Here is a 22965-nt window from a genome sequence, read left to right as displayed (position 1 = left end):
AAAAACCCGGTTTCTTGATTGGGAGCTACCACCCTCAAAAACAAGATCGACATCGGTTATAATCCAGAATTTGCGTATATTAACTGGTAAGTATTGCATCACTTTTGTATAAATCCTATGGCACTAATTGTTCAGAAATATGGCGGAACCTCGGTTGGTACAGTCGATCGCATTCTAGAAGTAGCCCAACGAGTAGTCAAAACAGTAAAGCTGGGAAACTCCCTCGTCGTGGTACTTTCAGCAATGGGGAAAACCACCGACGGTTTAGTGAAACTCGCCAAAGAAATTTCCCCAAATCCCAACAAACGGGAAATGGATATGTTGCTCTCCACTGGGGAACAAGTGTCGATCGCACTTTTGAGCATGGCATTACAGGAAATGGGACAGCCCGCAATTTCCCTCACCGGAGCCCAAGTCGGCATTGTCACCGAAGCCGCCCACACCCGCGCCCGGATTTTGCGAATCGATCCGGCGCGGCTTGAAAGCCAGTTAAACAGCGGTAAAGTCGTCGTCGTTGCCGGTTTCCAAGGTATCGCCGATGCCGGAGAATTAGAAATTACTACCTTGGGGCGTGGCGGTTCCGACACAACAGCAGTCGCCATCGCCGCAGCCTTGCGCGCCGACAGATGCGAAATTTATACCGACGTTCCCGGAATTCTGACTACAGATCCGCGCTTGGTAGCCGACGCGCAACTGATGGACGAGATCACCTGCGACGAAATGCTGGAATTGGCGAGTTTGGGCGCAAAAGTCCTGCATCCGCGGGCGGTAGAAATTGCCAAGAATTACGGCGTGCCGCTGGTGGTGCTTTCTAGCTGGAGTGACGCCCCAGGCACGCGAGTAGTGTCCCCACCCCCACAGCCTCGGCCTTTGGAGGGCTTGGAGCTCGCAAAAGCGGTCGATGCGGTGGAGTTTGACTTGGATCAGGCGGGGGTGTCGTTGTTGCGTTTGCCCGATCGTCCTGGAGTAGCTGCGCGGTTGTTTGGGGCGATCGCACAGCAAAACCTCGATGTAGACTTAATTATTCAGTCAATTCACGAGGGAAATACTAACGATATCGCCTTTACGGTGAGGCGAAATTCTCTGAATCAAGCTGTCGCGGTTGCAGATGCGATCGTGCCCGCCCTCGGCAAGAATTCTCGCCCAGAATTTGGGGAACCGGAAGTGAGGGCAGAAGAAAGACCCATAGCTAAAGTTAGCATTGCGGGTGCGGGAATGATCGGCCGTCCGAGGGTAGCGGCCCAGATGTTTAATACTTTGGCGGATGCGGGGATTAACATTCAGATGATTTCGACTTCCGAGGTGAAGGTTAGTTGTACGATCGATGCTGCGGAGTGCGATCGGGCAGTTGCCGAACTTTGCAAAGCCTTTGATGTCGCCAATTCGCCGATCGGGCTGCGTTGTGCGTCACAAAAACCGCCAGCAGTGCGCGCCGTGGCGTTGGATATCAATCAAGCGCGTCTGGCAATTCGCCAATTGCCCGATCGACCAGGAGTAGCAGCAAAAATGTTCGGACTTTTAGCCGAAGAAAATATTAGCGTAGACACGATCATTCAATCGCAGCGGTGTCACAATATCGACGGCATATTAACACGCGACATTGCATTTACCGTAGCACAAATTGACGCAGAAGCAGCTAAAGAAGTCCTGGAAAAATCAGCAGTTGAATTTGGCTGGGGCGAAGTAGCAGTCGATACAGAAATCGCCAAAGTTAGCGTTGTCGGTTCCGGGATGGTAGCGCATCCGGGAGTTGCGGCTAAGATGTTTGAAGCGCTTTCGCAGCACAAAATCAACATTCAAATGATTGCGACTTCTGAGATTAAAATTAGCTGCGTTGTGGATGAAGCACAGGGTGTCACAGCTTTGAAGGCAATTCACGCGGCCTTTGAGCTTTCGGGAAGTGAAAAAGTCCAAGTTCCAGCTTAATCAAATATAGAGTACACGGCAGTGCCGTGTCCCTACTGGCGGTTTTCGGTAGGGACACGGCAGTACCGTATCCCTACCGAATATAGAGGAGACGGCAGTGCCGTTTCCCTACAAATATCGCTCGTCGCGCGATCGCCAATGATATCAGTTTTGACGGCAAATATCGCAGTAAAAGCCTGTGTTAAGATGAAATTGGCGATCGGCATTAAGGAATTTATATATTATGACTGTAGCTAACGAACAGATTACTGATAGCAGTAGCACGAAGGGATTATCAAACTTCCGCGTGACAGTTGAACGTCTTCTGGAACTTTTAGATTTAGAAGACGACGACGAATATGGAATTTTAAGACCAACTGAGTATGCTTTTAAGACAGCGATGAAATTGATTGTAGAAGCCTATGATGTTTTGGGCAATGATTTCCCTAAAGCATCAACAAGTACAGACGATGCAGGTAGTATCAGACTTGCTTGGCAAAATAAAAATGCTGATTGTAGAGTCAGGTTATTCTGCCCATCTAATGCCGACGATCGAGCTTACGTTTATCATCAAAAGAGTGAGGAGTATAGCTCGGAAGATATCATTTCCTCATCAACGTTAGTTCATTGGCTAGAATGGTTTAACCCTTTGTTGGCAAGGCCGTCTATAATTGTATGTCAACATTCCCAAACGTAACTGAGAAAATTGTAAGATATGGTATTTTATAGGAGGTGAAGTGGATCGCACCCATCTATTCAACACCCAATTTCTCAATTAATTCGTTCCACTTTAGCTTGTGAATAGGCTGCAACTCTGTATCAAGATTAACCAGATTAGAGTAATCACTCATAAATGTTTCTAATGAAATTAATCTTAAGTAATATTTAATTGTGGGAATTACTCCATTGATTATTATTTGACAGCCGTGTTCTGCTCTGACTTGAGATATGATGTTGTTTATTTCCTGAATTTCCGACGCTTTAATATCTTTACACGAAAGTATATAGTATCTTTTGGGATTAAACCTGATAATTTTTTCATAAGCTACTCGCACAATTGTTAAGTCAATTTCCCGATCAAGCTTTACTTCAATAGCTTCACAGATTTGCCCTTGTTCATCAAATACTTCTATGTCGCCTGAACTTCTTGAAGTCAAGTCAGATGCTGTGTGACTGCCTAAAGGTGCTAAAATACAATTTTCATATCTTTTCACTTCTGCCAGGAGAGACTTGTACGTGGCATAGATAGCTAGAACAGGCAGCTTTGAGCCACCGCGAACTCCATATTTAGTTGAAAAATGCTCTTCCAAGCAATCAACTATACTCAGTATATTTAGAGTCTCAGGATTAACTAATTTAGCTAGATTTACAATATTTTTAGCTTTGACTTCAATCACTTTATTCAAAATTAATCTAAGCACATCATTTGCCTGTTCAGGTCTCCTTTCAACATAATCAATTATGCTCAAAAATGCTTTTTTTACGGCCTTGTTGCTGATTTTTCCCTTATAATCTAAATTGTAGGGATGCGGTTGTTCTAAAGACCTCGTGAGCCAACCGCTTTCAGCCATAGATGGAAGTCCCAATTCTTTTAATGTAGGTGTAATAGATGAATAATCAATAGTTCTTCCAGAAAAACCACCCAGCATACTACTCTGATGTTTTCTGATGTCCTGTTCAGGGAATAAGGACTTGTGAGTTAGAAGAGTAACCAAGACGGTATAGACTCCTTTTTGTTTGTATGCTTGCTCACCAATTAGTAAAATATATTGAAGGTATTGTTGAGGAATATCCTTGATATCAGCAATTGAAGAGGACAAGCTGTATATATTCTTCAGTTTTTCTTTGTGGTTCATTTGGCTCATTTGACAATAAATTTTGATTTAATATTTCTTTAGCGATAGCGTCCACCACCGGTACACAAACAGAATTCCCAATTTGCTTGTAACTTTCCCCCGCACTAGGATAACTTTTGAAATCTTCAGGAAAACCCATAAGACGGTAACATTCCTTCAGCGTCAACTTTCTCACCATATCTTGCTCAGGAATGTAGATAAAAAACCTGCCAGATGTTTCTTGCGAAGGAATTGTCGGATGCACTCCATCTACCGAATAAATGCGATTAGGCTGTCTGTGAACTCTCGATAAATGTTCTGTATTGGGCCTTACGCCAGTTTTCCAAGTACCTTTATTTCTGTAACCTACAAACAAAAGTCCCGAATCTTGCTTTCTCGGAGACTCAATTAAAGTATACTCGGATTTGTCCAATATTTCAAAATCCCCTGTCTCGTCTAGAAATTCCCTGAGTTTTGGAGGAAACTTGGTTTTAAGTCGAGAAAAATTGAATTCTTTACCTTTAGTTGCAATAATAAATATTCTTTCACGATGTTGAGGAATTCCAAAGTCTTTAGCATTTAGCATTTTGTAATTCACGCTGTATCCTAAATCTTCCAGACTCGCAATAATTACTTTTAAGGTATTTCCTTTGTCATGATGGATTAAGTGCTTGACATTTTCCAGAACAACAACTTGAGGTTGTTTGATTTTGATGATTTTACATATCTCGAAAAATAGTGTACCTCTAGTATCTTCAAAGCCTAGCTTTTTGCCGCAGATGCTAAAAGGTTGACAGGGAAACCCGGCGACTAAAACATCAAAGTCTTCTAAATCGGGGGGCTTGATGTTACTGATGTCTGCAAAAGGCACTTCGCCGAAATTTTCTGTGTAAACTTCTCGGCATTTGGCGTTGATTTCGCAGGAAAAAACGCATTGAAAGCCATTTTTTTCAAAACCTTGTCTGAAACCTCCTATTCCTGAAAACAAATCTATAAATTTCATTTATAATTTAATGCAAAATGTTACTCCGCCAATAATAACATATTTTGTTTCTCTCTCTTGTTTCACTCTGCGTTCTCTGCGCTCTCTGCGGTTAATAATACTCATTTAAACAAAAACCCCGCGCCGCACAGGGCATTGCCGTGTCTACAGATATCGCCTAGAATGTCGATCGCCCAAAAACTCCCAAACTTGCGCCGCAGCCCACTAAACTAGAAATAGCAAAACAAACAACAGCGATTATTTACTGCCTTTCCCCAACCATGAGTCAAACATTGGAAAACCTCACCGCCATCGATGACAACCTCTCCAAACGCCACATCGACCTCGATCCGGGCGGCTACTTCATCATTTACATCGATCGCGAAACCAGCCTAATTTGCGCCAAACACTTCACCAACATTATCGACGATCGCGGCCTCGCTGTCGATCCCGAAACCGGCAAACCCATCCCCGCCCGCGGCAAGGTAGAACGCAGCCAGTCCACACTTTTTAGCGGCAGAACCGCCAAAGAACTTTGCGTCAAAATCCTAGAAGAAACCCGCCCCAGCCCGGTGACGATGTTCGATCACGCGGCTTATCTGGGACGGGAATTTGTGCGGGCAGAAATGGCGTTGTTGAGCGATCGAGAATACGTTCAAGATTAGTCCAAGCGTCAACTGTCAACTGTCAACTGTCAACTGTTTAAGAAAAACCTTGATACCAGAAATAAGTCACCATTGGAATCACTGTCGCCAACACCAACAACACAACCACAATAACTGTGGCATTACCTTGGTCTGTTTCTTCAGCTTTCTTAAATGTGCCTTCAACTTGAATGTTATCAACAACTTCAGGCGGGCCCGGATCTGGTTCACCCGACATCACAGTCGCAATCCGTGAACTAGCTTCGGCAAATGCCTCGTTGTATTTATTACCTTCCCGCAGCGGTACTTGCACGGTTTCCCCAGCTACACTCTGGGCAATTTCGTCGCTTAGCAGGGACTTCACCCCTTCCCCGGTGCGAATTGCCGCGCTGTTGGTAACAGTGTCGAGAGCGAGTAAAATTTGATTAGTCTGGTCTTCTTTGGCGGGAAACCACTGTTCAAACAGTTGGTCGGTGAAAGTGGCAGTCGTTTCGCCGTAGTCTAAGCGGTGAATGGTGACAAACCGGACTTGTTTTCCTGTTTTTTGTTCTAGGGTGTCGAGCACACTGCTGATATTGCTTTCGCTGCTGCGGCTGAGTACGTCGCCTTTGTCAAACACCCAAGTTCGATCGCCCGCTGACAACAATGGCATTTCGTACACGCCCGTCGCCAATGCCGGCAATACCGCTATTTGGGATGCGATCAGGACGATCGCGATCGCCACCGCCGCTGGTTGGAGATAATTTCTCCAGTTAAATAATTGCTTCAGGAGTCTAGTCATGAGGTTAACCGTAAAACTGACTTTTTTCCAAAAATACTATATAAACCCCCGTAAAATTCATTTTACACGGGGCAATATTTACAATTAGGTCGCCAGTGGAACTCCTCACCCGATTATTTTACCAAAAAAAAATGGTTGAAAGCCGGAATCCTTGTAGGGAGAAATTAAAAGCGGACTATTCATTAATCCAATCCTCTTACTTCCAGGTAGAGGTCACTATTAACTGTCAACTGTCAACTGAATGAAGATTTTAACTATGGAACCAGCAGACACTTATAAAGGTTGGATTATTCAATCCCAGAAAGTATTCTACGTCGAGGTTTGGGATGGCCGCGGCAACCGCCACGTCGCCGTCCAAAATGCCAAAACTGAGGAGGAAGCTTTGGAATTGGCGAAAAACTGGATTGACAACTATGAGTCAAAACCCGGAAGAATGCCGATCGACGTACCGCATCCTTTCGGAGATATGATCGATATGCCATTTTGAAGTCAGTTGGCAGTTGGCAGTTGGCAGTAGTCAGTAGTCATTAGTCATTAGTCATTAGTCATTGGTCATTAGTCATTAGTCATTAGTCATTAGTCATTAGTCATTGGTTAGTTACTACAAATTCCCAATTCCCAATTCCCAATTCTCAATTCCCAATTCCCAATTCCCAATTCCCAGCCTTCTACTAAGAAACTCCTCGCAATTTCTGCGTATTTTCTACCAAACTTTTCGCAAATTCATCGAACCTTTCAGACAGTTTATCATCCAACAATTTACCATCAGGACTAAAAGCTTTCCAAGCTTGTCCGATCGCAATTTGTTCAGGAATCACCCAAGCGTGAACCCATCTCAAAATCACCCGCAAATCGTTAAGCGCGTTGCTGTTAACTTGTCCTCCCAACACGCTGATAGAACCTGCAACTTTGCCGTCCAAATGCTCGAAACTCATCAAATCCAGGGCATTCTTGAGAACACCGCTGACGCTACCGTGATACTCCGGCGTTGCCAAAATCAAACTGTCGGCTTGTTTAACCGTATGCAGCAGCTTTTCCACATCCGGGTAATCGAGATAATCATTCTCGCCGTCGCAGAATGGCAGATTGAGCGATCGCAAATCCAATATTTCAACTTCCGCGCCCAGTACCTGCGCCCGCTCGGCTGCTACCATCAGCGCTATCTGGCTGTAGGAGCCAGCCCGCAAACTTCCACCAATGCCGACTATCTTTACCATAGGACTTAAAAACATTGACACTCCCCAGCAGTCAAAGGCATGGGGATTCTTTGATCTACGAGCCGACTTGCCCTAATTGGATTTCTCCAACCACAGTAGAGGTCAATTCTCCCAAAGCGTTATTTGCATCTAGTGCAAAGGTTCCGGTATGCCCTACCGTACCCAACCCCCGACCTAGGATATTCATAGCGGCATTGAAATCTCTATCCATTAGACACCCGCATTTACAAGCGTGAGTTCTGGTGGATAGCGTTTTTTTGACAATTTCGCCACAGCTAGAGCATTCTTGGCTAGTATATTGCGGATTCACCGCAACCGTTACGCGCTCAAATACTTTTCCAAAATATTCAAGCCATACACGGAACTGATACCAAGATGCGTCGTTAATGGACTTAGCAAGACAATGATTCTGCACCATATTTTTGATTCTCAAATCTTCGTAAGCTATCAAGTCGTTTGACTGAACTACGCACCTTGCCAATTTTACGGCATGGTCTTTACGTTGCCTGCTTATTTTGAGATGGCGCTTGCCTAAAATCTGTCGAGCTTTGCCTCTATTTTTTGAACTTTTAACCTTTCTAGACACCCGACGTTGACGGAGCTTAAGGATACGTTCACTTTTTCTCAAGAACCTAGGGTTTTCAACCGTGACTCCGTTTGAATCAGTGTAATATTCTTTTAGCCCAACATCTAGTCCGATGGTTTTACCCGTTGGTTTTGTGTTTTCCTTTCGATTAACATCAATACAAAACTGGACGTACATACCGTCGGCGCGTTTTACCAGTCGTACCCGTTTAATTTGGCTGATTTGGTAAAAATGCAAGTCGCGTGTACCTTTGAGCTTGAGCTTGCCGACCCCTTTTTTATCGGTGAAAGTTATCGACTTTCTGTCAGGAGCAAGTTTCCACCCAGTCGATTTGTACTCAACAGAACGGCAGTCTTTCTGAAATTGTGGATATCCTTTTTTGCCGGGAATCTTTTTCTTACAGTTTTCGTAGAATCGAGAGATAGCTGCCCAAGCACGTTCGGCACTTGCTTGTCTGGCCTGGGAGTTGAGTTCGTCAGCAAACGGAAAAGTTGCCGCTAGTACAGCACAGTATTTATTCAAGTCGTACTTGTTCTTTTTAGGATTGTCTATCCAATAGCGCAAACAGCTATTACGAACAAACTGGCTGGTGCGAATAGCTTCGTTTACCGCTTGAAACTGACTTGATTTTCCGTAAGCCTTGAACTCAAAAACTAGCATTGTCTTACCTCCACTTTTATGCTAGTTCACTCAGCACAAAACAGGTGATTGCGTAATAAAAAGTTACAATTAAAGCCGTCTTAGAAGGACGGGGTTTTAAACCCAAATTCTTGATAAACCGATTCAACACCCGGCATCTTGTTAAAATAAATGAACGTAGCAAACCACAAGCGGTCAATCTTGGCAGTCTTCCACCTTGGGCAAAAAAGCAATATGAAAAATTCTTGGAAACACGCATGGCTGGGACATCTAGCTGTAAACAAAGACAAATCGAGCCAGCAGAATCCGAAAAAATCAATTCCAGGACGGAATATTTGGCGCATCCTGGGTAGTTTGGTGATTTCTCAAGGAATATTGCTCTCGACCCCGGTTTTTGCCGACAGCGCGCCAAACAACACCATGAGTTACAGCCAACTCATCGACAACATAGAAAAAGGACAAGTCAGTAAAGTCGAAATAGACGAAATTCAAAGAACTGCCAAAGTTAAGCTAAAAGATCAAAAAACCGATCAAGCCCAAATTGTTACTCTCTTCGACTACAACAACCGAGAACTCTACTCGCAAATCCGTGCCAAAAAGATTGACTTTGAAGTCAAACAAACAGCCGACAACGCCGCAGCAGTCAGTTTAGTAGTAAACTTGCTGGTAATTTTTGCAGTGTTGGCAGTGTTGATGGCTATCCTGCGTCGATCGACCCAATCGCAAGGAAATGCCATGAACTTCGGCAAATCCAGAGCCCGTTTCCAAATGGAAGCCAAAACCGGCGTGATGTTCGACGACGTAGCAGGGATCGAAGAAGCCAAAGAAGAACTGCAAGAAGTTGTAACTTTCCTCAAAAAACCCGAACGTTTCAACGCCATCGGCGCCAAAATTCCTAGAGGAGTTTTGTTAATCGGGCCTCCGGGAACAGGCAAAACAATGTTGGCAAAAGCCATCGCAGGGGAAGCAGCCGTTCCATTCTTCAGCATCTCCGGTTCCGAATTTGTGGAAATGTTCGTCGGAGTCGGCGCTTCCCGCGTCCGCGACTTGTTCAAAAAAGCTAAAGAAAATGCGCCCTGCATCGTCTTCATCGATGAAATAGACGCGGTAGGAAGGCAGCGCGGCGCTGGTATTGGTGGCGGAAATGACGAACGCGAACAAACTCTCAATCAGTTGCTGACAGAAATGGACGGCTTTGAGGGTAATAGCGGCGTGATTGTGATTGCTGCTACGAACCGCCCTGATGTGCTTGATACTGCCTTGTTGCGGCCCGGTAGGTTCGATCGACAAGTAACGGTAGATTTGCCCAGCTACAAAGGGCGTTTAGGGATTTTGGAAGTGCACGCGCGCAACAAAAAACTCGACGACGAAGTTGCCCTAGACATGATTGCCCGTCGCACTCCCGGCTTTTCCGGCGCTGATTTGGCAAACTTGCTCAACGAAGCAGCTATTCTCACCGCGAGGCGACGCAAAGACACGATTAGTAATTTAGAAGTTAATGATGCGATCGACCGAATCACGATCGGGCTGACGCTCAACCCATTGCTCGACAGCAAGAAAAAGTGGCTTGTAGCATACCACGAAATCGGACACGCCCTCGTATCAATCATGCTCAAAAATACCGACACGCTAGAAAAAGTAACGATCATTCCGCGTTCCGGCGGTATCGCAGGCTTTGCCAACTACGTGCTCGATGACGAAATGATCGACAGCGAAGGTTTGAGGAGTCGGGCGTGGTTGTTAAGCCGGATTACAGTAGCTTTGGGGGGACGGGCGGCAGAGGCAGAAATTTACGGCGATGCCGAAGTAACTCTCGGTGCCAGCAGCGATATCACAGAAGTTAGCAAGCTAGCGAGGCAGATGGTAACGCTTTACGGAATGTCGGATTTGGGGCCTGTGGCTTTGGAAAGTCCGAACAATGAGGTGTTTTTGGGCCGAGACTGGAATTCGCGATCGGATTATTCTGAAGCAATGGCAATTAAGATCGATCGGCAAGTCCGAGAAATCGCCATTCACTGCTACGAAGAAGCCCGCCGGATTATCCGCGAAAACCGCCATTTGGTAGACAAGCTGGTTGAAGTGCTGTTGGATGAAGAAACGATCGACGGTGATGAATTCCGCAAAATTGTCGATCGATACGCCGAGTTGACAAAAAAAGATTCATTGGTCATTAGTCAGTAGTCATTAGTCATCAGTAGTCAGTAGTCATTGGTCAGTAGTCATCAGTAGTCATTAGTCATCAGTAGTCAGTAGTCATTGGTCAGTAGTCATTGGTCAGTAGTCATTGGTAAGGGTGGGGATTGCGTAATACTTCTTCCCTCTGATTACTAACTAATGACTAATGCCCAATTACTAATGCCCAATGCCCAATGCCCAATGCCCAATGACTAATTAAGACTGATTGGAATACATTTCGCGAAGTACCAAAGCCGGGTCTACCCAACGTCCGCCGTACTTCAATCCCCAATGCAGGTGAGGGCCGGTCGTGCGGCCGGTCATTCCCACTCTGGCAATTCTCGCACCAGCCGGCACAGTTTGACCCTGCCAAATTTGCATACCACCTTCGCGATCGGTATAATAACGCCCGCCGTTAGCTGTTTGCACCCTACCTTTGAGGTGACAGTAGATGTGCTCCCAATCTCCCGATCGCACTACCATACCAGTACCGCAGCGGCCATCTTCCCAAACTTCCACAATTTGCCCGCCCCACCAATTGCGGATGTAGCTACCTTCCGGGGCTGCCATGTCCAAACCGTAATGAAAATCCCCGCCGCGGGAGCCGAAGGGGGAAGTGTAGGCTTCAAAACTTTCGACGGGAAAAGAAGCTTCTTGCCACAAATTACCCGTAGCGACTCTGCTTGGTAAAGCTGACTGAGCCATGACTAACTGCTGCTGCAAATAAGGGCTGATCACCACGATACCGATCGAAAGAACTAACAGTAGTATGTGTCTAGCGCGAAAAAAGCGTTTTACGGATCTAGGGCTCGTAGAGTCTTGCACGATTTATTTAACTCCTGAAAGTTTAATGTATTTGCGAATCTGCGTTGTCTGTTGTGCCAATTCGCTGCAAGATTGCCTCGCGTGCTCTACCCACTAGCGAATCAGTTAACCAACGTGTATTTTACTCTATGCACAACTCGTGTCAAGGCTTCGGGTTAAATGCTGCGGGTAACGGAAAATTATTTGCCAGCGGAATGCCTGCTGCGGTTGAATTCGATCGAGCTTTTGTTTGACACTATACTTTAGTACGGGATTTTGGATGCAATCTGAAATCTCAAATTTATAAAACACATAAGCAATGCTTACTGAAATTTTCCCTTTTAGTTTTGCCATAGACGCAACTGCGATCGCCGGTGCGTCATTGTGGTCTTTAGCCCTGTACTGGGGCCTGTCGCCCATCACAGAATGGGTAATCCTGCAACTCAACCGCTGGATGAATTTTGCCGAAAGATCCCTCTACACATCCGAAGCCGAGTTTGAGAGAACCCGCCAAGCCAGAGAAGCTCAAAATGCCTTTTATGCTTCGCTGTTGAGCATTGTGCCCTTTTTGATTGCGGGCGGATTGTGCAATTGGGGCGTAGAATTTTCTCTCGGTACTGGTTGGGCGGTATCTATGGGGACGATCGCCTGTATTGGCGGCGGCGTCTACGAGCTCGGCCGCCGAGACGCTCAGTCTTAGGCGATTTGAGATTTTGGATTTTGGATTTTGGATCGAGATATTCGGGGATTCGCAGAGTTCTAGAATGGACGATCGTCTCACATCCAAAAGTCAAAATCTCAAATAGACTTGCATTCCCTCAATCTTTGATTGATAGGTCAACCACAGATCCTAGGCAGATTAACGATTCAGAACGTAGGTAGTTTCAAGAATAGCGAGGGCATGAATAATACACTTGGGGTCTAAAATTCATAAGATATTTCAACCGTAATTTGACTCAGGATGCTTGCCTAAAAGCCGCAGTTGCCGTTCTGTAGCGGTAGCGAGAATTTCGGGGTTGAATTGCCACGGCCAAGGCGAAAATTTCTGCGCGATATTGCGGTGGGAATAATGCACTTGCAGCATATAGCGACTACCATCGACGGTGGTATTTCTGCCGCCAGAGTGCCAAATTTCACTGCGGAAAAACAGCACATCTCCTGCTTTGCAGACAACTGGTTCTAACGAGTGTCCATTCCAAGTTTCTTCGCCGCGATCGGGTTTTCTACCCGATTTGTGACTACCAGGAATAATATAGGTAGGACAGAGGTCTTCTGTGATGTCGCTGAGATAGAAATGGGCTGTACAAATCCATACTGGCAGTTGAAAAGTGTGATCTGCAAACACGCTTTCGGGCAAGGGTACAAACACCTGATCGACGTGGACGCGCCAACCATCGTAACCGGGCCCACTTTTCCATGCAGTCATGCCGATAATGTGGCAATCGCTGCCCATCAAGGCTTCTGCCAATTCAATGGTACCAGGTCGATCGATATATGAAAGCCACAGGCGATCGCGATTAAACACGCATTTAAAATGTTTGTTCAATTCACTCCAACTGCTACCATCGAGTCCGAAGGGTTGCAGGCGATCGAGTGCTTCCCGCGCCGCCACCATTTCCGACTCGCCGAGCACACCGGGAATCAGCGCAAAACCATCTTCATGTAACGCTGCTACCGCGCCCGCTGTATCGGAAAGATCGCAAGTTTTTTGCTGATAGCTGAAAACTTCGCTTAACGTGCTTGCGTTCATAATTCAAATTCGAGTAAAATTATTAACTGTTATTAAATTAACACTAATTCTGCTCGATATTTGCATACTCTGAAGTTATTGTAGGGTGCGTCAGTTATAAAATCTTTGCTAAACACAGATCAGTACATCAGTTGGTAGGGTGCGCATTGCGCACCGGCTGATCTTGTAGGATGCGCCGAAAAGCACGGGCTAGTCAACCAATGTTGGCGCGTTGGGTGTCTAAGTCAACTGGTGCGCAGTGCACACCCTACAAACTACAAAAGTTCGAGTCTAATTTGGGAATAAACCAAATGAAATATCAACCAGAACCAACATCATTAAGTCAAGCCCGCGCCACCTTTAAACAAATCTGGGGATACGACGACTTCCGAACCCCCCAAGGAGAAATCGTTAGCAGTTTGTTGGCCGGAAAAGATACAATCATAATTATGCCAACTGGTGGCGGCAAATCAATCTGCTTTCAACTGCCAGCATTGTTACAAACAGGCTTAACTTTGGTGGTTTCGCCGTTAGTCGCACTAATGGAAAATCAAGTGCAAGAATTGCGCGATCGCAATTTGCCCGCTTCCCTCCTCCACAGTCAAATGCCCGCACAGCAGCGCCGCCAAACTTTGCAATTGCTGCAACAAAATAAGTTGAGATTGCTGTACCTTTCTCCCGAAACATTACTCAGCAAACCTGTTTGGGAAATTATCAGTCAGCCACACATCCAAATCAATGGTTTAATATTAGATGAAGCTCATTGTTTAGTCCAGTGGGGCGATACCTTTCGACCAGCTTACCGCCGTTTGGGTGCAGTGCGATCGGCTTTGTTGAAATCTAAGCCGGAAGGAACTAAAATTGCGATCGCAGCTTTTACCGCTACCGCCAACCCGGAAGCACAGCAGACAATCAAAAATGTCTTGCAACTGCACAAGCCCGAAGCATTTCTGCTAAGTCCCTACCGTTCTAACCTGCACCTACAAGTGCAGACAGTCTGGACACCGAGGGGACGCAAGCAGCAGTTATTAAATTTTATCAAAGCTCGACCAAAAGAAGCAGGTTTAGTCTATGTCCGCACGAGAAAAGATAGCGAAAATTTAGCAGATTTGCTGGAAGATGCAGGTTATAAAACCGCAGCCTATCATGCAGGTTTGAGTCCAGAATCGCGCCGAAAAATAGAAACAGCTTGGCTGAATAATGAGCTTAAATTTGTGATTTGTACCTGTGCTTTCGGGATGGGAATTAATAAGCCGGATGTGCGGTGGGTTGTTCACTTTCAATCACCTTTGCTATTATCGGAATACATTCAGGAAATTGGGAGAGGCGGACGCGACGGCAAATCGGCGATCGCCCTGACGTTGATTAGTGAACCGACGGGTTTGCTTTATCCCGATGACAAACAAAGAGCACAATTTTTTGAAGATAAATTACGATCGCAATACCGAGAAGCGCAGCAGTTGGCCAAACAACTGCCAGTTAAAGGCGATGTAGATGCTGTGTCGCGGGAATTTCCCGAAAGCGCGATCGCCCTTTCCATCTTACACAGCAGCGGACAGTTGACATGGCAAGATCCTTTCAATTATGCGATCGACAAATCCGCACAGCAAAAAGTTGGCAAACAAAACTTTACCGCCGCCGCAGAAATGGCACAATATCTCAAACATCGCCAGTGTAGGTGGCAATTTTTGCTACAAGCTTTTGGTTTTACCAAGGAATCTAAATCTATGCGGTGCGGCCACTGCGATAATTGTAAGTAGATGAGTATAAAAATACATAAGTATGTCATTCTTAGTCCGCGTCGGCGGACTAAGAATGACAAGAAGCGATTTCAATCGCCGAATCATCCACGAGATAATCGCGCCTAAATTCTAACTCACCGGCTCAGTGTACTCGCAAAAAATATTCAGACCAATTTTGAGAAGATACAGAACCACAATAGTAGCAATACTAGGATCGATCGGGATTCCAGAAGAAGCCCCCAAGCCGACAACAGCAACAATTAATCCCGTAAGTAAAGGCGTACTCCCAGGGTTTTTCGTGTAGTCTTTGAATTGGGCCCGCAAACCATCATTGCCGCAGAGTTCGGCGCGGAGAGTTTTTAGGGTGACTTGCCATAGAGATTTGCCATTTTTTGGCTGTGTAAAGGATTCATCATTGTTGTTTTCAGCCCACAATTCATCAAAACTCATGTCAAGTCTGCCATTATGTTTTTCTAGTATCGCCAAAGCTGCTTGGGCGGGAGCGTAATCTTGCAACATCATGCGCTTTTCATTCATTTCGGCGTGAGTTAGTATTGGTTCCATATGATTGCGCGGGTAAGTTAGTTAAACAATTTTGATGGTAATGATATTATACCAGTCAGGAATTACGCACTCCGACGAAAGAAACCGGGTTTTTCAGCGAATCTGCGTGTCGCAACTAAGTATTTTCGTAAAAACCCGGTTTCTGGGCCCCGTGCGTAAGTTATGTCGCAATTAATCTGTTCCCACCTCCTCTGTTTCACTGGCTTTGTGAATAGCTGAAAACCGCTCTTCGGGACACTCATCACCCGTAAACTCTCGCCAAATTATCTTAAACTGACTGTCTCCCAACTGCTTGAGCATTCGCCCTAAATCTGCGATATCGGACTCAACCCACTCTTGATTATGCTCCTTGTCAATGGCTAAGGCGCGGAGGTAAATTTTCGCGGCTTCAGTCGAATTTGATTGGGCTTCCAGAGTTCTGCCCCAGAAAGTTAGGGTTGAGGATGCTTTGCGCCAAGCATTTGTGGCACTGAATCCTTCAAATGCTTTTTGGAAATAGGTAACAGCAGTCTCAAACTCTCCTTGCTCTTGGGCTACTGTTCCTAATTGGTAATAGTCGTCAGCAGCCCTGTAAAAATCCCCCGCATCTTGATAAATTTGGAGAGCTTTACGGTAATAAGAGATCGCATCGTCAAATTGCCGTTGCTTTTGGGCTACTATTCCCAGATGGTGATAGTCGCTGCCAGCCATGTGAAAATCCCCTGCGCTTTCTTTAATTTGGAGAGCTTTGTGGTAAAAATTAATGGCCTCATCAAACCGCCGTTGCTCTTCGGCTACCATTCCTAGTTGGTGATAGTCACTAGCAGCGGAGTAAAAATCCCCCTCATCTTCATAAATTTGGAGAGCTTTGTTGTAAAATGCGATCGCATCGTCAAACCGCTGTTGCAGTTGGGCTACGATTCCTAGTTGGTGATAGTCGCTAGCAGCGGAGTAAAAATCCCCCACATCTTCATAAATTTGGAGAGATTTGTTGTAAAATGCGATCGCATCGTCAAACCACCGTTGCTCTTGCGCTACCATTCCTAGTTGGTGATACTCCCTAGCAGAACTATAGAAATCCCCCGCATTTTCATGAATTTGGAGAGCTTTTTGGTAAAAAGCGATCGCATCGTCAAACTGCCGTTGCTCTTGGGCTACTCTTCCTAGATGGTGATACTCCTTAGCTGCTTTGTAGAAATTCCCCACATCTTTATAAATTTGGAGAGCTTGCTGGTAAAAAGAGATCGCATCTTCAAAGCGTCGTTGCTTTTCGGCTATCCTTCCTAGATGGTGATAGTCCGTAGCCGCCATGTGAAAATCTTCCACATCTTCTCGAAATTCGAGAGCTTTGTTATAAAAAGCGATTGCCTCCTCAAAACGCCGTTGCTCTTCGGCTACCATTCCCAGTTGGTGATAGTCCTCAGCAGCTTTGTAGAAATCCCCCGCGTCTTCTCTAATTTGGAGAGCTTGGTGGTAAAAAGAGATCGCATCTTCAAAGCGCCGTTGCTTTTGGGCTATAATTCCTAGATTATGATAGTCGCCAGCAGCGGAGTAAAAATCCCCCGCCTCTTCTCTAATTTGGAGAGCTTTGCGGTAAAAAAAGATCGCATCTTCAAAGCGCCGTTGCAAATCAGCTATATTACCCAGTTGGTGATATTGATTAGCAGCATTATAACAATCCCCATCATCTTCAAAAATTTGGAGAGCTTTATTGTAAAATGCGATCGCATCGTCAAACCGACGTTGCTCTTCGGCTACCCTTCCTAGATTGTGATAGCCTCTAGCAGCGTTGTAAAAATCCTCCGCGTCTTCAAAAATTTGGAGAGCTTTGTTGAAAAAAGCGATCGCCTTCTCAAACCGTCGTTGCTCTTGGGCTACGATTCCTAGTTGGTGATAAGCAACACCAATACTGCCATTCACGGAGGGGTCATTTAAGGCTGTCAATTCATCCATAATTTCTTGATTAATGGCTCTTGCTGCTTCCAAGTCAGCACTTTGCAGAGCTTCATTTGCATCTTCTCCCCGCAGATACATCCAGAAATTAAAGACATCTTGCCCCTTTGCCTTGGCTTGTGCCAAGTGGAAGCCAATTTGGTTCAGCGCCCGTTCTCGCAGCGACTTAAATTCCGATTTGCGCCCCCACCGCTTATATACCTCGCCCAATGCTTGCAGAATTGCTTGAGCGTGAGCCCATTCTTCCTGCTTTTCTGCCAGTCGTAAATGCTGCAATAGGTTCGGTTCTTCAACTCGCAGTACAAAGGTTGCCAATTCCGCATTGCTGATTAGTTCCTTACGGTATTTATGCGCCAACATTGCGTAGAAAACCCGCAGCTTTTTTTCCAGGTTACTGATTACCTCTGAGGAACCCATTTTGTCTAATTTTTGTCGCAAATACCAAGGCAGTGCCGGATGAATTTTGTAGATACTTGACCCCAAATCTTCCAGAATTCCTGCGGCGGCGGCTTCGTTGAGCAATACCATCCAATCAGGTTTCTGCAAGTTTTCTCCAAACACCGTCCGATATGCTTGTCCCCAATCACTATCAGGGTTTCGAGAAAAAGCATGGAGCAAATCTGCACCCACTCGATCGGAAAATAGCCCTAAAAACGGCAAATGCTGCCGCGCCCGTTCCGACAAATTGGCAAACGAATAATCCAGCGACACCGTTAGAGATTTCTCTCTCCCTTCCTCCTCAGCACCCTTGAAAGTATCCAATCCCTGCCGCAGCGCCTCAATCAACTGCACCGGAGTTTGCGTCTTCAAATGCCGCAACACCACCCTCAGCGACAGCGGATGTCCGCCCAACAGTTTCAGCAACTCCAGATATTCAGCAGGCAATTTCGCCCTGTCAACCCCCGCTTCCCGCAGAATCTCCGCCGCCAACTCTTCCGCATCCGGCTTTACCAATCCCTTTAACTCCCGTAGCGCGTAACCGCAATCCAACCAATTTTCTTCGCGCCGACTGGTAATCAACACCCAAGAATTCCCCCCGCGCAAATCCTTGAGAAATTGCTGCAAGCTTGCTCTTTCCCCAGCCGATAAAAGTGGCTGATTTCCCTGGGGAAACCCATTCACCGGTTCAAAATTATCCCAAATCAACAAACAACAATTAGTTTGCAAATGTTGTCGCACCACCGCTTGCTGTCTTTCTGGCGACAGTGACGCGAACTTTTCACCGCCCAGTTTCCTGCCAATTTGATTGACTACCTGACTCAACCCCGCACCGCGTTCAAAGGAAGTGAAGAAAACCCCTCCAGTGCGCCCCTGAGTATCAGCCAACCACCGCGCAAACCCTCCTACCAACTCAGTTTTACCTACGCCGCCCATTCCCTGCAACAGCACGACATGATTTTGGCGAAAAGCTCTTTCCAAGCACAAAATATCGTAATCTCGCCCAATAAAACCATAGGCACTAACATCTGGCAAATCAACCAGTAACGCCGAATCAATCACAGATGAATTATCTGTTTCCCCCATCAAATCGTCAAAACTGGGAGTTACAACTTTGGGCTGAAAAGGCGTGTAGGGTTCCTGCTGATACAGCACCGGCACCAGCCAATCTTGCAGCGGTAACATCCCTTTGGGACTGGGGCGCTGTTTATCTATCGACATAGATTTGCGCCCCGCAGCCACAGCAGAGGCAATGTCTTCTCCCCGCGCCAATTGCCCATAAAGCCGTCCCATGAAATGTTTCGCGCCTGCCGCGTAGACGGAATAAGCCATAGCGACAACGCCTTTTGCACCCAATTTCACCAACTGTCCCGCGACGGAAGAAAAGGCTTCTTCCCCAGCTTGTCCCGACTTGCAAGCATTAAGAATAAAAATCGGCACGCGGCAATCTGTCAAATATTGGGCAATTTCCCTAGCAGTAACTATTTCCGGATTGCCATCAATATCTTCAAAGACTAAAACGCCTTCTCCCAAATTTCCATATTGAGTTTGAACGGTTTTGCTATCAGCTTGAAAGTCCCCGTGTCCGTCAAAATGAACGATATGATAAAAACCTTTGCGGGCGTTAAGTTCTGCTTCAAACTGCTTTAAACTGGGCGGACGCAATACGGTAAGATTCACCTGTCTTTGAATAGGTTTAAGCGCCTCTAACATCGGGCGGGCGATGGTTTGAAAATTAATATCGCGCTCTCCGTAGGGTCGAGCAATTACCAGTAAAATATTTAATTGTTCGTCAGACATTGTACCCAATTCTGCCCGAACAGCATAGTTGCTAAGACTGCGATACATCCCCGCCAGCAAGGGCGCGAGAAATTGATAATCTGGGGAAAACAGCAATTCCCAGGGCAAATTGAGTACGGCGGGTTCGTCAGCAACAATGCTAATTTCGCACCTATCCAATCCGTCTCGCGTCGCTTCCTGAAAAAACTCCCGCGCTTTGTCGCTGCTGCGAAATACTAAGTCAAATAGCTGCTGCCCCCAAGTTTGCAACTGCTGTTCAATTTTTTTAGCATTTTCCGGCTCTAGTCCGTAGGGAAAGCGCAGATATTCTTCGAGATACCAGCGAAAATCGGCTAATACTTTGCTGTCAAAGGGATGTGCAAAGGTGACGGGAGGCGCGTTTCGGGGTGCTGCGCGGCCGCGCTGCCAGGATAGTTGGATGAAATCGCCTGTATGATTAATGCGTAGGAAGTTTTCTGTCATGTTTTGTGCGACTGGATTTAAGTTATAATTATATTCAAAGAAACCGGGTTTTTCGGGGTTTCTGCGCTGTCACGAAGTGTTTTGGCAAAAACCCGGTTTCTTGGCACTCGTCGCAGCTAAAGTCGCCATCAAAAAATCGAAAAAAAAAATGATTTAAACGTACTATAGCGGTTATCAAAAAAGTGAGGTATGCCCTATGCCCTGTTTGGCCCATGCCCTATGCCGGATAGTACCTCATCTTTCTGAGAAAGGCTATAATATATTAAGTTATTATTATATAATAATTTACCATCATAACTAAAAAAATGCTAGAAATAGATACCAAACAAATGTACATAGTAGAAAATACAGAGGAATTTAACCAGAGTAATGTCACTCAACGATTAGATATTTGGCTGTCAAACCAGATACCAGACTTATCCCGATCGCGCGTGCAAACCCTCATATCACAAGGCCACGTTAAAGTCAACGACCAAACCTGCACCTCGAAAAAAATCTCAGTCAAAACGGGCGATCGCATCCACCTCACTTTACCCGAAGCCCAGCCCACAAAATTAGAACCCCAAGCAATTCCCCTCGACATTCTCTACGAAGACGACAGCCTAATTATCATCAACAAACCAGCCGGATTAGTCGTCCACCCAGCCGCCGGACATCAAGACGGCACATTAGTCAACGCCCTGTTAGCCCACTGTCCCCTAGCAGAAATCGGCGGAGTTCAACGGCCCGGAATCGTCCACAGATTAGACAAAGATACAACAGGTGCGATCGCGATCGCCAAAACCGACATTGCCCACCAAAACCTGCAAGCCCAACTCAAAACCAAAACCGCCCGCCGCGAATATTTAGGCGTAGTTTACGGAGTTCCTAACGCCGAAAAAGGCACCATAGACCTACCCATCGGCCGACATCCCACAGACCGCAAAAAAATGGCAGTAGTATCAGAAGAGAAAGGTGGCCGCCCCTCAGTTACTCACTGGACAATCAAAGAAAGAATCGGCAACTATTGCCTAATCCACTATCAATTAGAAACAGGCCGCACCCATCAAATTCGCGTCCACACAGCCGAAATCAAACATCCCATTATCGGCGACCCGATGTACAGTTGCAACCGTTCCATCGGCGTAAATTTAACCGGACAAGCCCTCCACGCATGGCGGCTACAATTGCAGCATCCCTTAACCGGAGAGTTGATTGAGGCGATCGCACCTTTGCCCGATCAATTCAACACTCTGTTAAAAATATTGCGCCTGCGAGCTCACATTTGACTGTTGACAGTTGACTGTTGACAGCGACCTCTACCTGGAAGTAAGAGGATTGGATTAATGAATCGTCTGCTTTTAATTTCTCCCGATCAGGGAGAGGCTTTAAACCAATTCTTTCTGGTAACTGGGTATGAAGAATTAAAATTGGGAATTGATAACTACTGACTACTGACTACTAACTACTAACTACTGACTACTGACTACTAACTACTGACTACTGACTACTGACTACTAACTACTAACTACTGACTACTGACAAAAAATCAAGAGTCCTGAGTTTTGGATTCCAAGTTTAGTAAAAAAACTCAAACCTCAAAACTCAAGACTCAAAACTCTCTCAGCCTAAAAGCCGATCGATTAAATCCATAGCGCGACACAAATAATCGCACCAAGCAGTATCAATTAACGGCGAGGAACCATCGTGGCAATATTGATATTAGCCAGAGGCACGCGCTGCGGGGGAGTAGCAGGCAGAGGCATATTGCGCGCCATACCCAAATAGTTCGACGGATCGCCAGCCTTCGCTTGCTGCTCTTGAGGAACAAAACGGCGAACGCTTGTCTGCCAGATGATTTGCGGGAAGCCAAGCTGCGAGCGGTGGTACTCACCGTAGCGAGGCGTTTTCAAGTTGAAAGGAGTTTCTCCTCCAACTCGCTGAGGCAACACCCGGCGCTGTTGGTAAGGTACTGTATCGTATCCGAACTTGCCCAGGTACTCATCGCTATTGACCAACTCGTCAATAAAGCCTTGAGGCCCCTTATTTGCTACCACGATCGACCAAGCAATCTTTTCGCGATCGCTATACACATCCCGACCCAAAACGCGCTGCACGCACATTTCCACAAATCGGTAGTTGCTGTTAGTTTGGTAATTCCGCTCTAGGAAAGGAGCCGAAGTCGCCAAACCGCGAATAAAATCCCGCACCGTAATTTGGCCGAACTTGAGTTGCGACTCCAAAGACTTTTGGCGGTTGCTCTTGAGGATTTGGTGTTCGCTGTAAATCTGGCGATATGCAGCCCAAATCAAATTTTCCATGTCTCCAGACGAGAGCACATTTTCGGTTGTGAAAACTCTGGGCTGCTCATCGCCCCCTACTTCATAACCAGCGACGCGCTGGTTTTGGCTCTTAGGAGCGTAGTTTAACAAAGGAAGCGCCACGTTATAATCTCCGTTATCTCAAATTTCAGAAATAGCTGACACCGCTATCGGCCAGCGTAATGCTACAACTAGCCAACATACAGATTAGGGGATTCTCGCAGTCTAAATCTGATTTTCCTGAATTTTTGCAACAATCTGTAATATTTGTTGACTTTGAAGGAAGAGGGAAGAAGGAAGAAGTCATTAGTCATTAGTCATTAGTCATCAGTCATTAGTGCTGTCCCCCCGATCGAACGTCCAACGTCATCAGGAAGAGGGAAGAGGCAAGAAGTCATTAGTCATTAGTCATTAGTCATCAGTCATCAGT

Annotated in this window: 19 protein-coding genes; 9 read left to right on the top strand and 10 right to left on the bottom strand. The window is 46.0% G+C overall.

Features of this window, described 5'->3' with window-relative positions; translation table 11 throughout:
* Positions 1–117: 117 nt before the first annotated feature.
* The 3 genes from QUB66_RS11170 to QUB66_RS11160 are packed head-to-tail and all read left to right on the top strand — an operon-like array spanning position 118 to position 2602.
* Complete coding sequence (locus QUB66_RS11170) at positions 118–1926, top strand: aspartate kinase (protein ID WP_332967613.1); 1809 nt, start codon at positions 118–120, stop codon at positions 1924–1926.
* A gap of 21 nt (positions 1927–1947) precedes the next feature.
* Positions 1948–2163, top strand: coding sequence for a hypothetical protein (locus QUB66_RS11165; RefSeq protein ID WP_332967614.1), 216 nt, complete (start codon positions 1948–1950; stop codon positions 2161–2163).
* Positions 2150–2602, top strand: a complete 453-nt coding sequence (locus tag QUB66_RS11160; RefSeq protein ID WP_332967615.1) for a hypothetical protein — start codon at positions 2150–2152, stop codon at positions 2600–2602. Before QUB66_RS11165 ends, QUB66_RS11160 begins: the two co-directional genes overlap by 14 nt.
* Positions 2603–2657: 55 nt before the next feature.
* Here the strand turns inward: QUB66_RS11160 and QUB66_RS11155 are convergent, their stop codons facing one another.
* The gene (locus QUB66_RS11155; RefSeq protein ID WP_332967616.1) at positions 2658–3761 is read right to left on the bottom strand and encodes a hypothetical protein; all 1104 of its coding nucleotides are present in this window, start codon (positions 3759–3761) and stop codon (positions 2658–2660) included.
* Positions 3706–4743, bottom strand: a complete 1038-nt coding sequence (locus QUB66_RS11150) for a DNA cytosine methyltransferase (RefSeq protein ID WP_332967618.1) — start codon at positions 4741–4743, stop codon at positions 3706–3708. The genes QUB66_RS11155 and QUB66_RS11150 overlap by 56 nt, the downstream gene beginning before the upstream one ends.
* A 260-nt stretch (positions 4744–5003) precedes the next feature.
* Between QUB66_RS11150 and QUB66_RS11145 the strand changes: the two genes are divergently transcribed.
* Positions 5004–5387, top strand: coding sequence for a DUF4346 domain-containing protein (locus QUB66_RS11145; RefSeq protein ID WP_332967620.1), 384 nt, complete (start codon positions 5004–5006; stop codon positions 5385–5387).
* Between the two features lie 37 nt (positions 5388–5424).
* Here QUB66_RS11145 and psb32 read toward each other — a convergent pair whose 3' ends face one another.
* The gene (gene psb32, locus QUB66_RS11140) at positions 5425–6147 is read right to left on the bottom strand and encodes a photosystem II repair protein Psb32 (protein WP_332967621.1); all 723 of its coding nucleotides are present in this window, start codon (positions 6145–6147) and stop codon (positions 5425–5427) included.
* A 256-nt stretch (positions 6148–6403) separates the two neighbouring features.
* On the opposite strand from psb32, the gene QUB66_RS11135 reads away from it, so the two are divergent.
* A complete protein-coding gene (locus tag QUB66_RS11135; protein ID WP_332967622.1) occupies positions 6404–6634 on the top strand; it encodes a hypothetical protein in 231 nt (76 codons plus the stop codon).
* 184 nt (positions 6635–6818) lie between these two features.
* Here QUB66_RS11135 and QUB66_RS11130 read toward each other — a convergent pair whose 3' ends face one another.
* Positions 6819–7364 carry an NADPH-dependent FMN reductase gene (locus QUB66_RS11130; RefSeq protein ID WP_332967696.1) on the bottom strand — a complete coding sequence of 182 codons (546 nt, stop codon included), beginning with the start codon at positions 7362–7364 and terminating at the stop codon, positions 6819–6821.
* Between the two features lie 55 nt (positions 7365–7419).
* Positions 7420–8610, bottom strand: a complete 1191-nt coding sequence (locus QUB66_RS11125; RefSeq protein ID WP_332967623.1) for an RNA-guided endonuclease InsQ/TnpB family protein — start codon at positions 8608–8610, stop codon at positions 7420–7422.
* 213 nt (positions 8611–8823) lie between these two features.
* Here QUB66_RS11125 and ftsH point away from each other — a divergent pair, with 213 nt between their 5' ends.
* Positions 8824–10770, top strand: coding sequence for an ATP-dependent zinc metalloprotease FtsH (ftsH, locus tag QUB66_RS11120; protein ID WP_332967624.1), 1947 nt, complete (start codon positions 8824–8826; stop codon positions 10768–10770).
* Between the two features lie 210 nt (positions 10771–10980).
* On the opposite strand, the gene QUB66_RS11115 is transcribed toward ftsH, so the two are convergent.
* Positions 10981–11589 (bottom strand): M23 family metallopeptidase, encoded by a 609-nt coding sequence (locus QUB66_RS11115; RefSeq protein ID WP_265233802.1) that lies wholly within the window; start codon positions 11587–11589, stop codon positions 10981–10983.
* A 298-nt stretch (positions 11590–11887) separates the two neighbouring features.
* Here QUB66_RS11115 and QUB66_RS11110 point away from each other — a divergent pair, with 298 nt between their 5' ends.
* Positions 11888–12268, top strand: coding sequence for a hypothetical protein (locus QUB66_RS11110; RefSeq protein WP_265233801.1), 381 nt, complete (start codon positions 11888–11890; stop codon positions 12266–12268).
* A gap of 240 nt (positions 12269–12508) precedes the next feature.
* On the opposite strand, the gene QUB66_RS11105 is transcribed toward QUB66_RS11110, so the two are convergent.
* Positions 12509–13318: a phytanoyl-CoA dioxygenase family protein gene (locus tag QUB66_RS11105; RefSeq protein ID WP_332967628.1), complete on the bottom strand. Its 810-nt coding sequence runs from the start codon at positions 13316–13318 to the stop codon at positions 12509–12511.
* Positions 13319–13608: 290 nt separating this feature from the next.
* Between QUB66_RS11105 and QUB66_RS11100 the strand changes: the two genes are divergently transcribed.
* Positions 13609–15057 (top strand): RecQ family ATP-dependent DNA helicase, encoded by a 1449-nt coding sequence (locus tag QUB66_RS11100; protein ID WP_332967629.1) that lies wholly within the window; start codon positions 13609–13611, stop codon positions 15055–15057.
* 111 nt (positions 15058–15168) lie between these two features.
* On the opposite strand, the gene QUB66_RS11095 is transcribed toward QUB66_RS11100, so the two are convergent.
* Both QUB66_RS11095 and QUB66_RS11090 read right to left on the bottom strand, forming a co-directional pair.
* On the bottom strand, positions 15169–15603 hold the full coding sequence (locus tag QUB66_RS11095) for a hypothetical protein (RefSeq protein WP_265233798.1): 435 nt from the start codon (positions 15601–15603) through the stop codon (positions 15169–15171).
* A gap of 171 nt (positions 15604–15774) precedes the next feature.
* Positions 15775–20235 (bottom strand): tetratricopeptide repeat protein, encoded by a 4461-nt coding sequence (locus QUB66_RS11090; RefSeq protein ID WP_332967631.1) that lies wholly within the window; start codon positions 20233–20235, stop codon positions 15775–15777.
* A gap of 329 nt (positions 20236–20564) precedes the next feature.
* Here QUB66_RS11090 and QUB66_RS11085 point away from each other — a divergent pair, with 329 nt between their 5' ends.
* Positions 20565–21503, top strand: a complete 939-nt coding sequence (locus tag QUB66_RS11085; RefSeq protein ID WP_332967697.1) for an RluA family pseudouridine synthase — start codon at positions 20565–20567, stop codon at positions 21501–21503.
* Between the two features lie 399 nt (positions 21504–21902).
* Here the strand turns inward: QUB66_RS11085 and QUB66_RS11080 are convergent, their stop codons facing one another.
* Positions 21903–22658 carry a phycobilisome rod-core linker polypeptide gene (locus QUB66_RS11080; protein ID WP_265233795.1) on the bottom strand — a complete coding sequence of 252 codons (756 nt, stop codon included), beginning with the start codon at positions 22656–22658 and terminating at the stop codon, positions 21903–21905.
* Positions 22659–22965: the final 307 nt, after the last annotated feature.

Source organism: Microcoleus sp. A2-C3 (genome assembly GCF_036706065.1).
In the GTDB taxonomy this organism is placed as follows: Bacteria; Cyanobacteriota; Cyanobacteriia; order Cyanobacteriales; family Microcoleaceae; genus Microcoleus.
This window is presented reverse-complemented; position numbering and strand designations above follow the sequence as displayed.

Bases quoted from the DNA above. Each gene is read 5' to 3' on its own strand.
- QUB66_RS11145 (WP_332967620.1), top strand. From the start codon at position 5,004: ATGAGTCAAACATTGGAAAACCTCACCGCCATCGATGACAACCTCTCC.
- psb32 (WP_332967621.1), bottom strand. From the start codon at position 6,147: ATGACTAGACTCCTGAAGCAATTATTTAACTGGAGAAATTATCTCCAA.
- QUB66_RS11100 (WP_332967629.1), top strand. From the start codon at position 13,609: ATGAAATATCAACCAGAACCAACATCATTAAGTCAAGCCCGCGCCACC.
- QUB66_RS11170 (WP_332967613.1), top strand. From the start codon at position 118: ATGGCACTAATTGTTCAGAAATATGGCGGAACCTCGGTTGGTACAGTC.
- QUB66_RS11155 (WP_332967616.1), bottom strand. From the start codon at position 3,761: ATGAACCACAAAGAAAAACTGAAGAATATATACAGCTTGTCCTCTTCA.
- QUB66_RS11090 (WP_332967631.1), bottom strand. From the start codon at position 20,235: ATGACAGAAAACTTCCTACGCATTAATCATACAGGCGATTTCATCCAA.
- ftsH (WP_332967624.1), top strand. From the start codon at position 8,824: ATGAAAAATTCTTGGAAACACGCATGGCTGGGACATCTAGCTGTAAAC.
- QUB66_RS11095 (WP_265233798.1), bottom strand. From the start codon at position 15,603: ATGGAACCAATACTAACTCACGCCGAAATGAATGAAAAGCGCATGATG.
- QUB66_RS11150 (WP_332967618.1), bottom strand. From the start codon at position 4,743: ATGAAATTTATAGATTTGTTTTCAGGAATAGGAGGTTTCAGACAAGGT.
- QUB66_RS11130 (WP_332967696.1), bottom strand. From the start codon at position 7,364: ATGGTAAAGATAGTCGGCATTGGTGGAAGTTTGCGGGCTGGCTCCTAC.
- QUB66_RS11135 (WP_332967622.1), top strand. From the start codon at position 6,404: ATGGAACCAGCAGACACTTATAAAGGTTGGATTATTCAATCCCAGAAA.
- QUB66_RS11160 (WP_332967615.1), top strand. From the start codon at position 2,150: ATGACTGTAGCTAACGAACAGATTACTGATAGCAGTAGCACGAAGGGA.
- QUB66_RS11125 (WP_332967623.1), bottom strand. From the start codon at position 8,610: ATGCTAGTTTTTGAGTTCAAGGCTTACGGAAAATCAAGTCAGTTTCAA.
- QUB66_RS11110 (WP_265233801.1), top strand. From the start codon at position 11,888: ATGCTTACTGAAATTTTCCCTTTTAGTTTTGCCATAGACGCAACTGCG.
- QUB66_RS11105 (WP_332967628.1), bottom strand. From the start codon at position 13,318: ATGAACGCAAGCACGTTAAGCGAAGTTTTCAGCTATCAGCAAAAAACT.
- QUB66_RS11085 (WP_332967697.1), top strand. From the start codon at position 20,565: ATGTACATAGTAGAAAATACAGAGGAATTTAACCAGAGTAATGTCACT.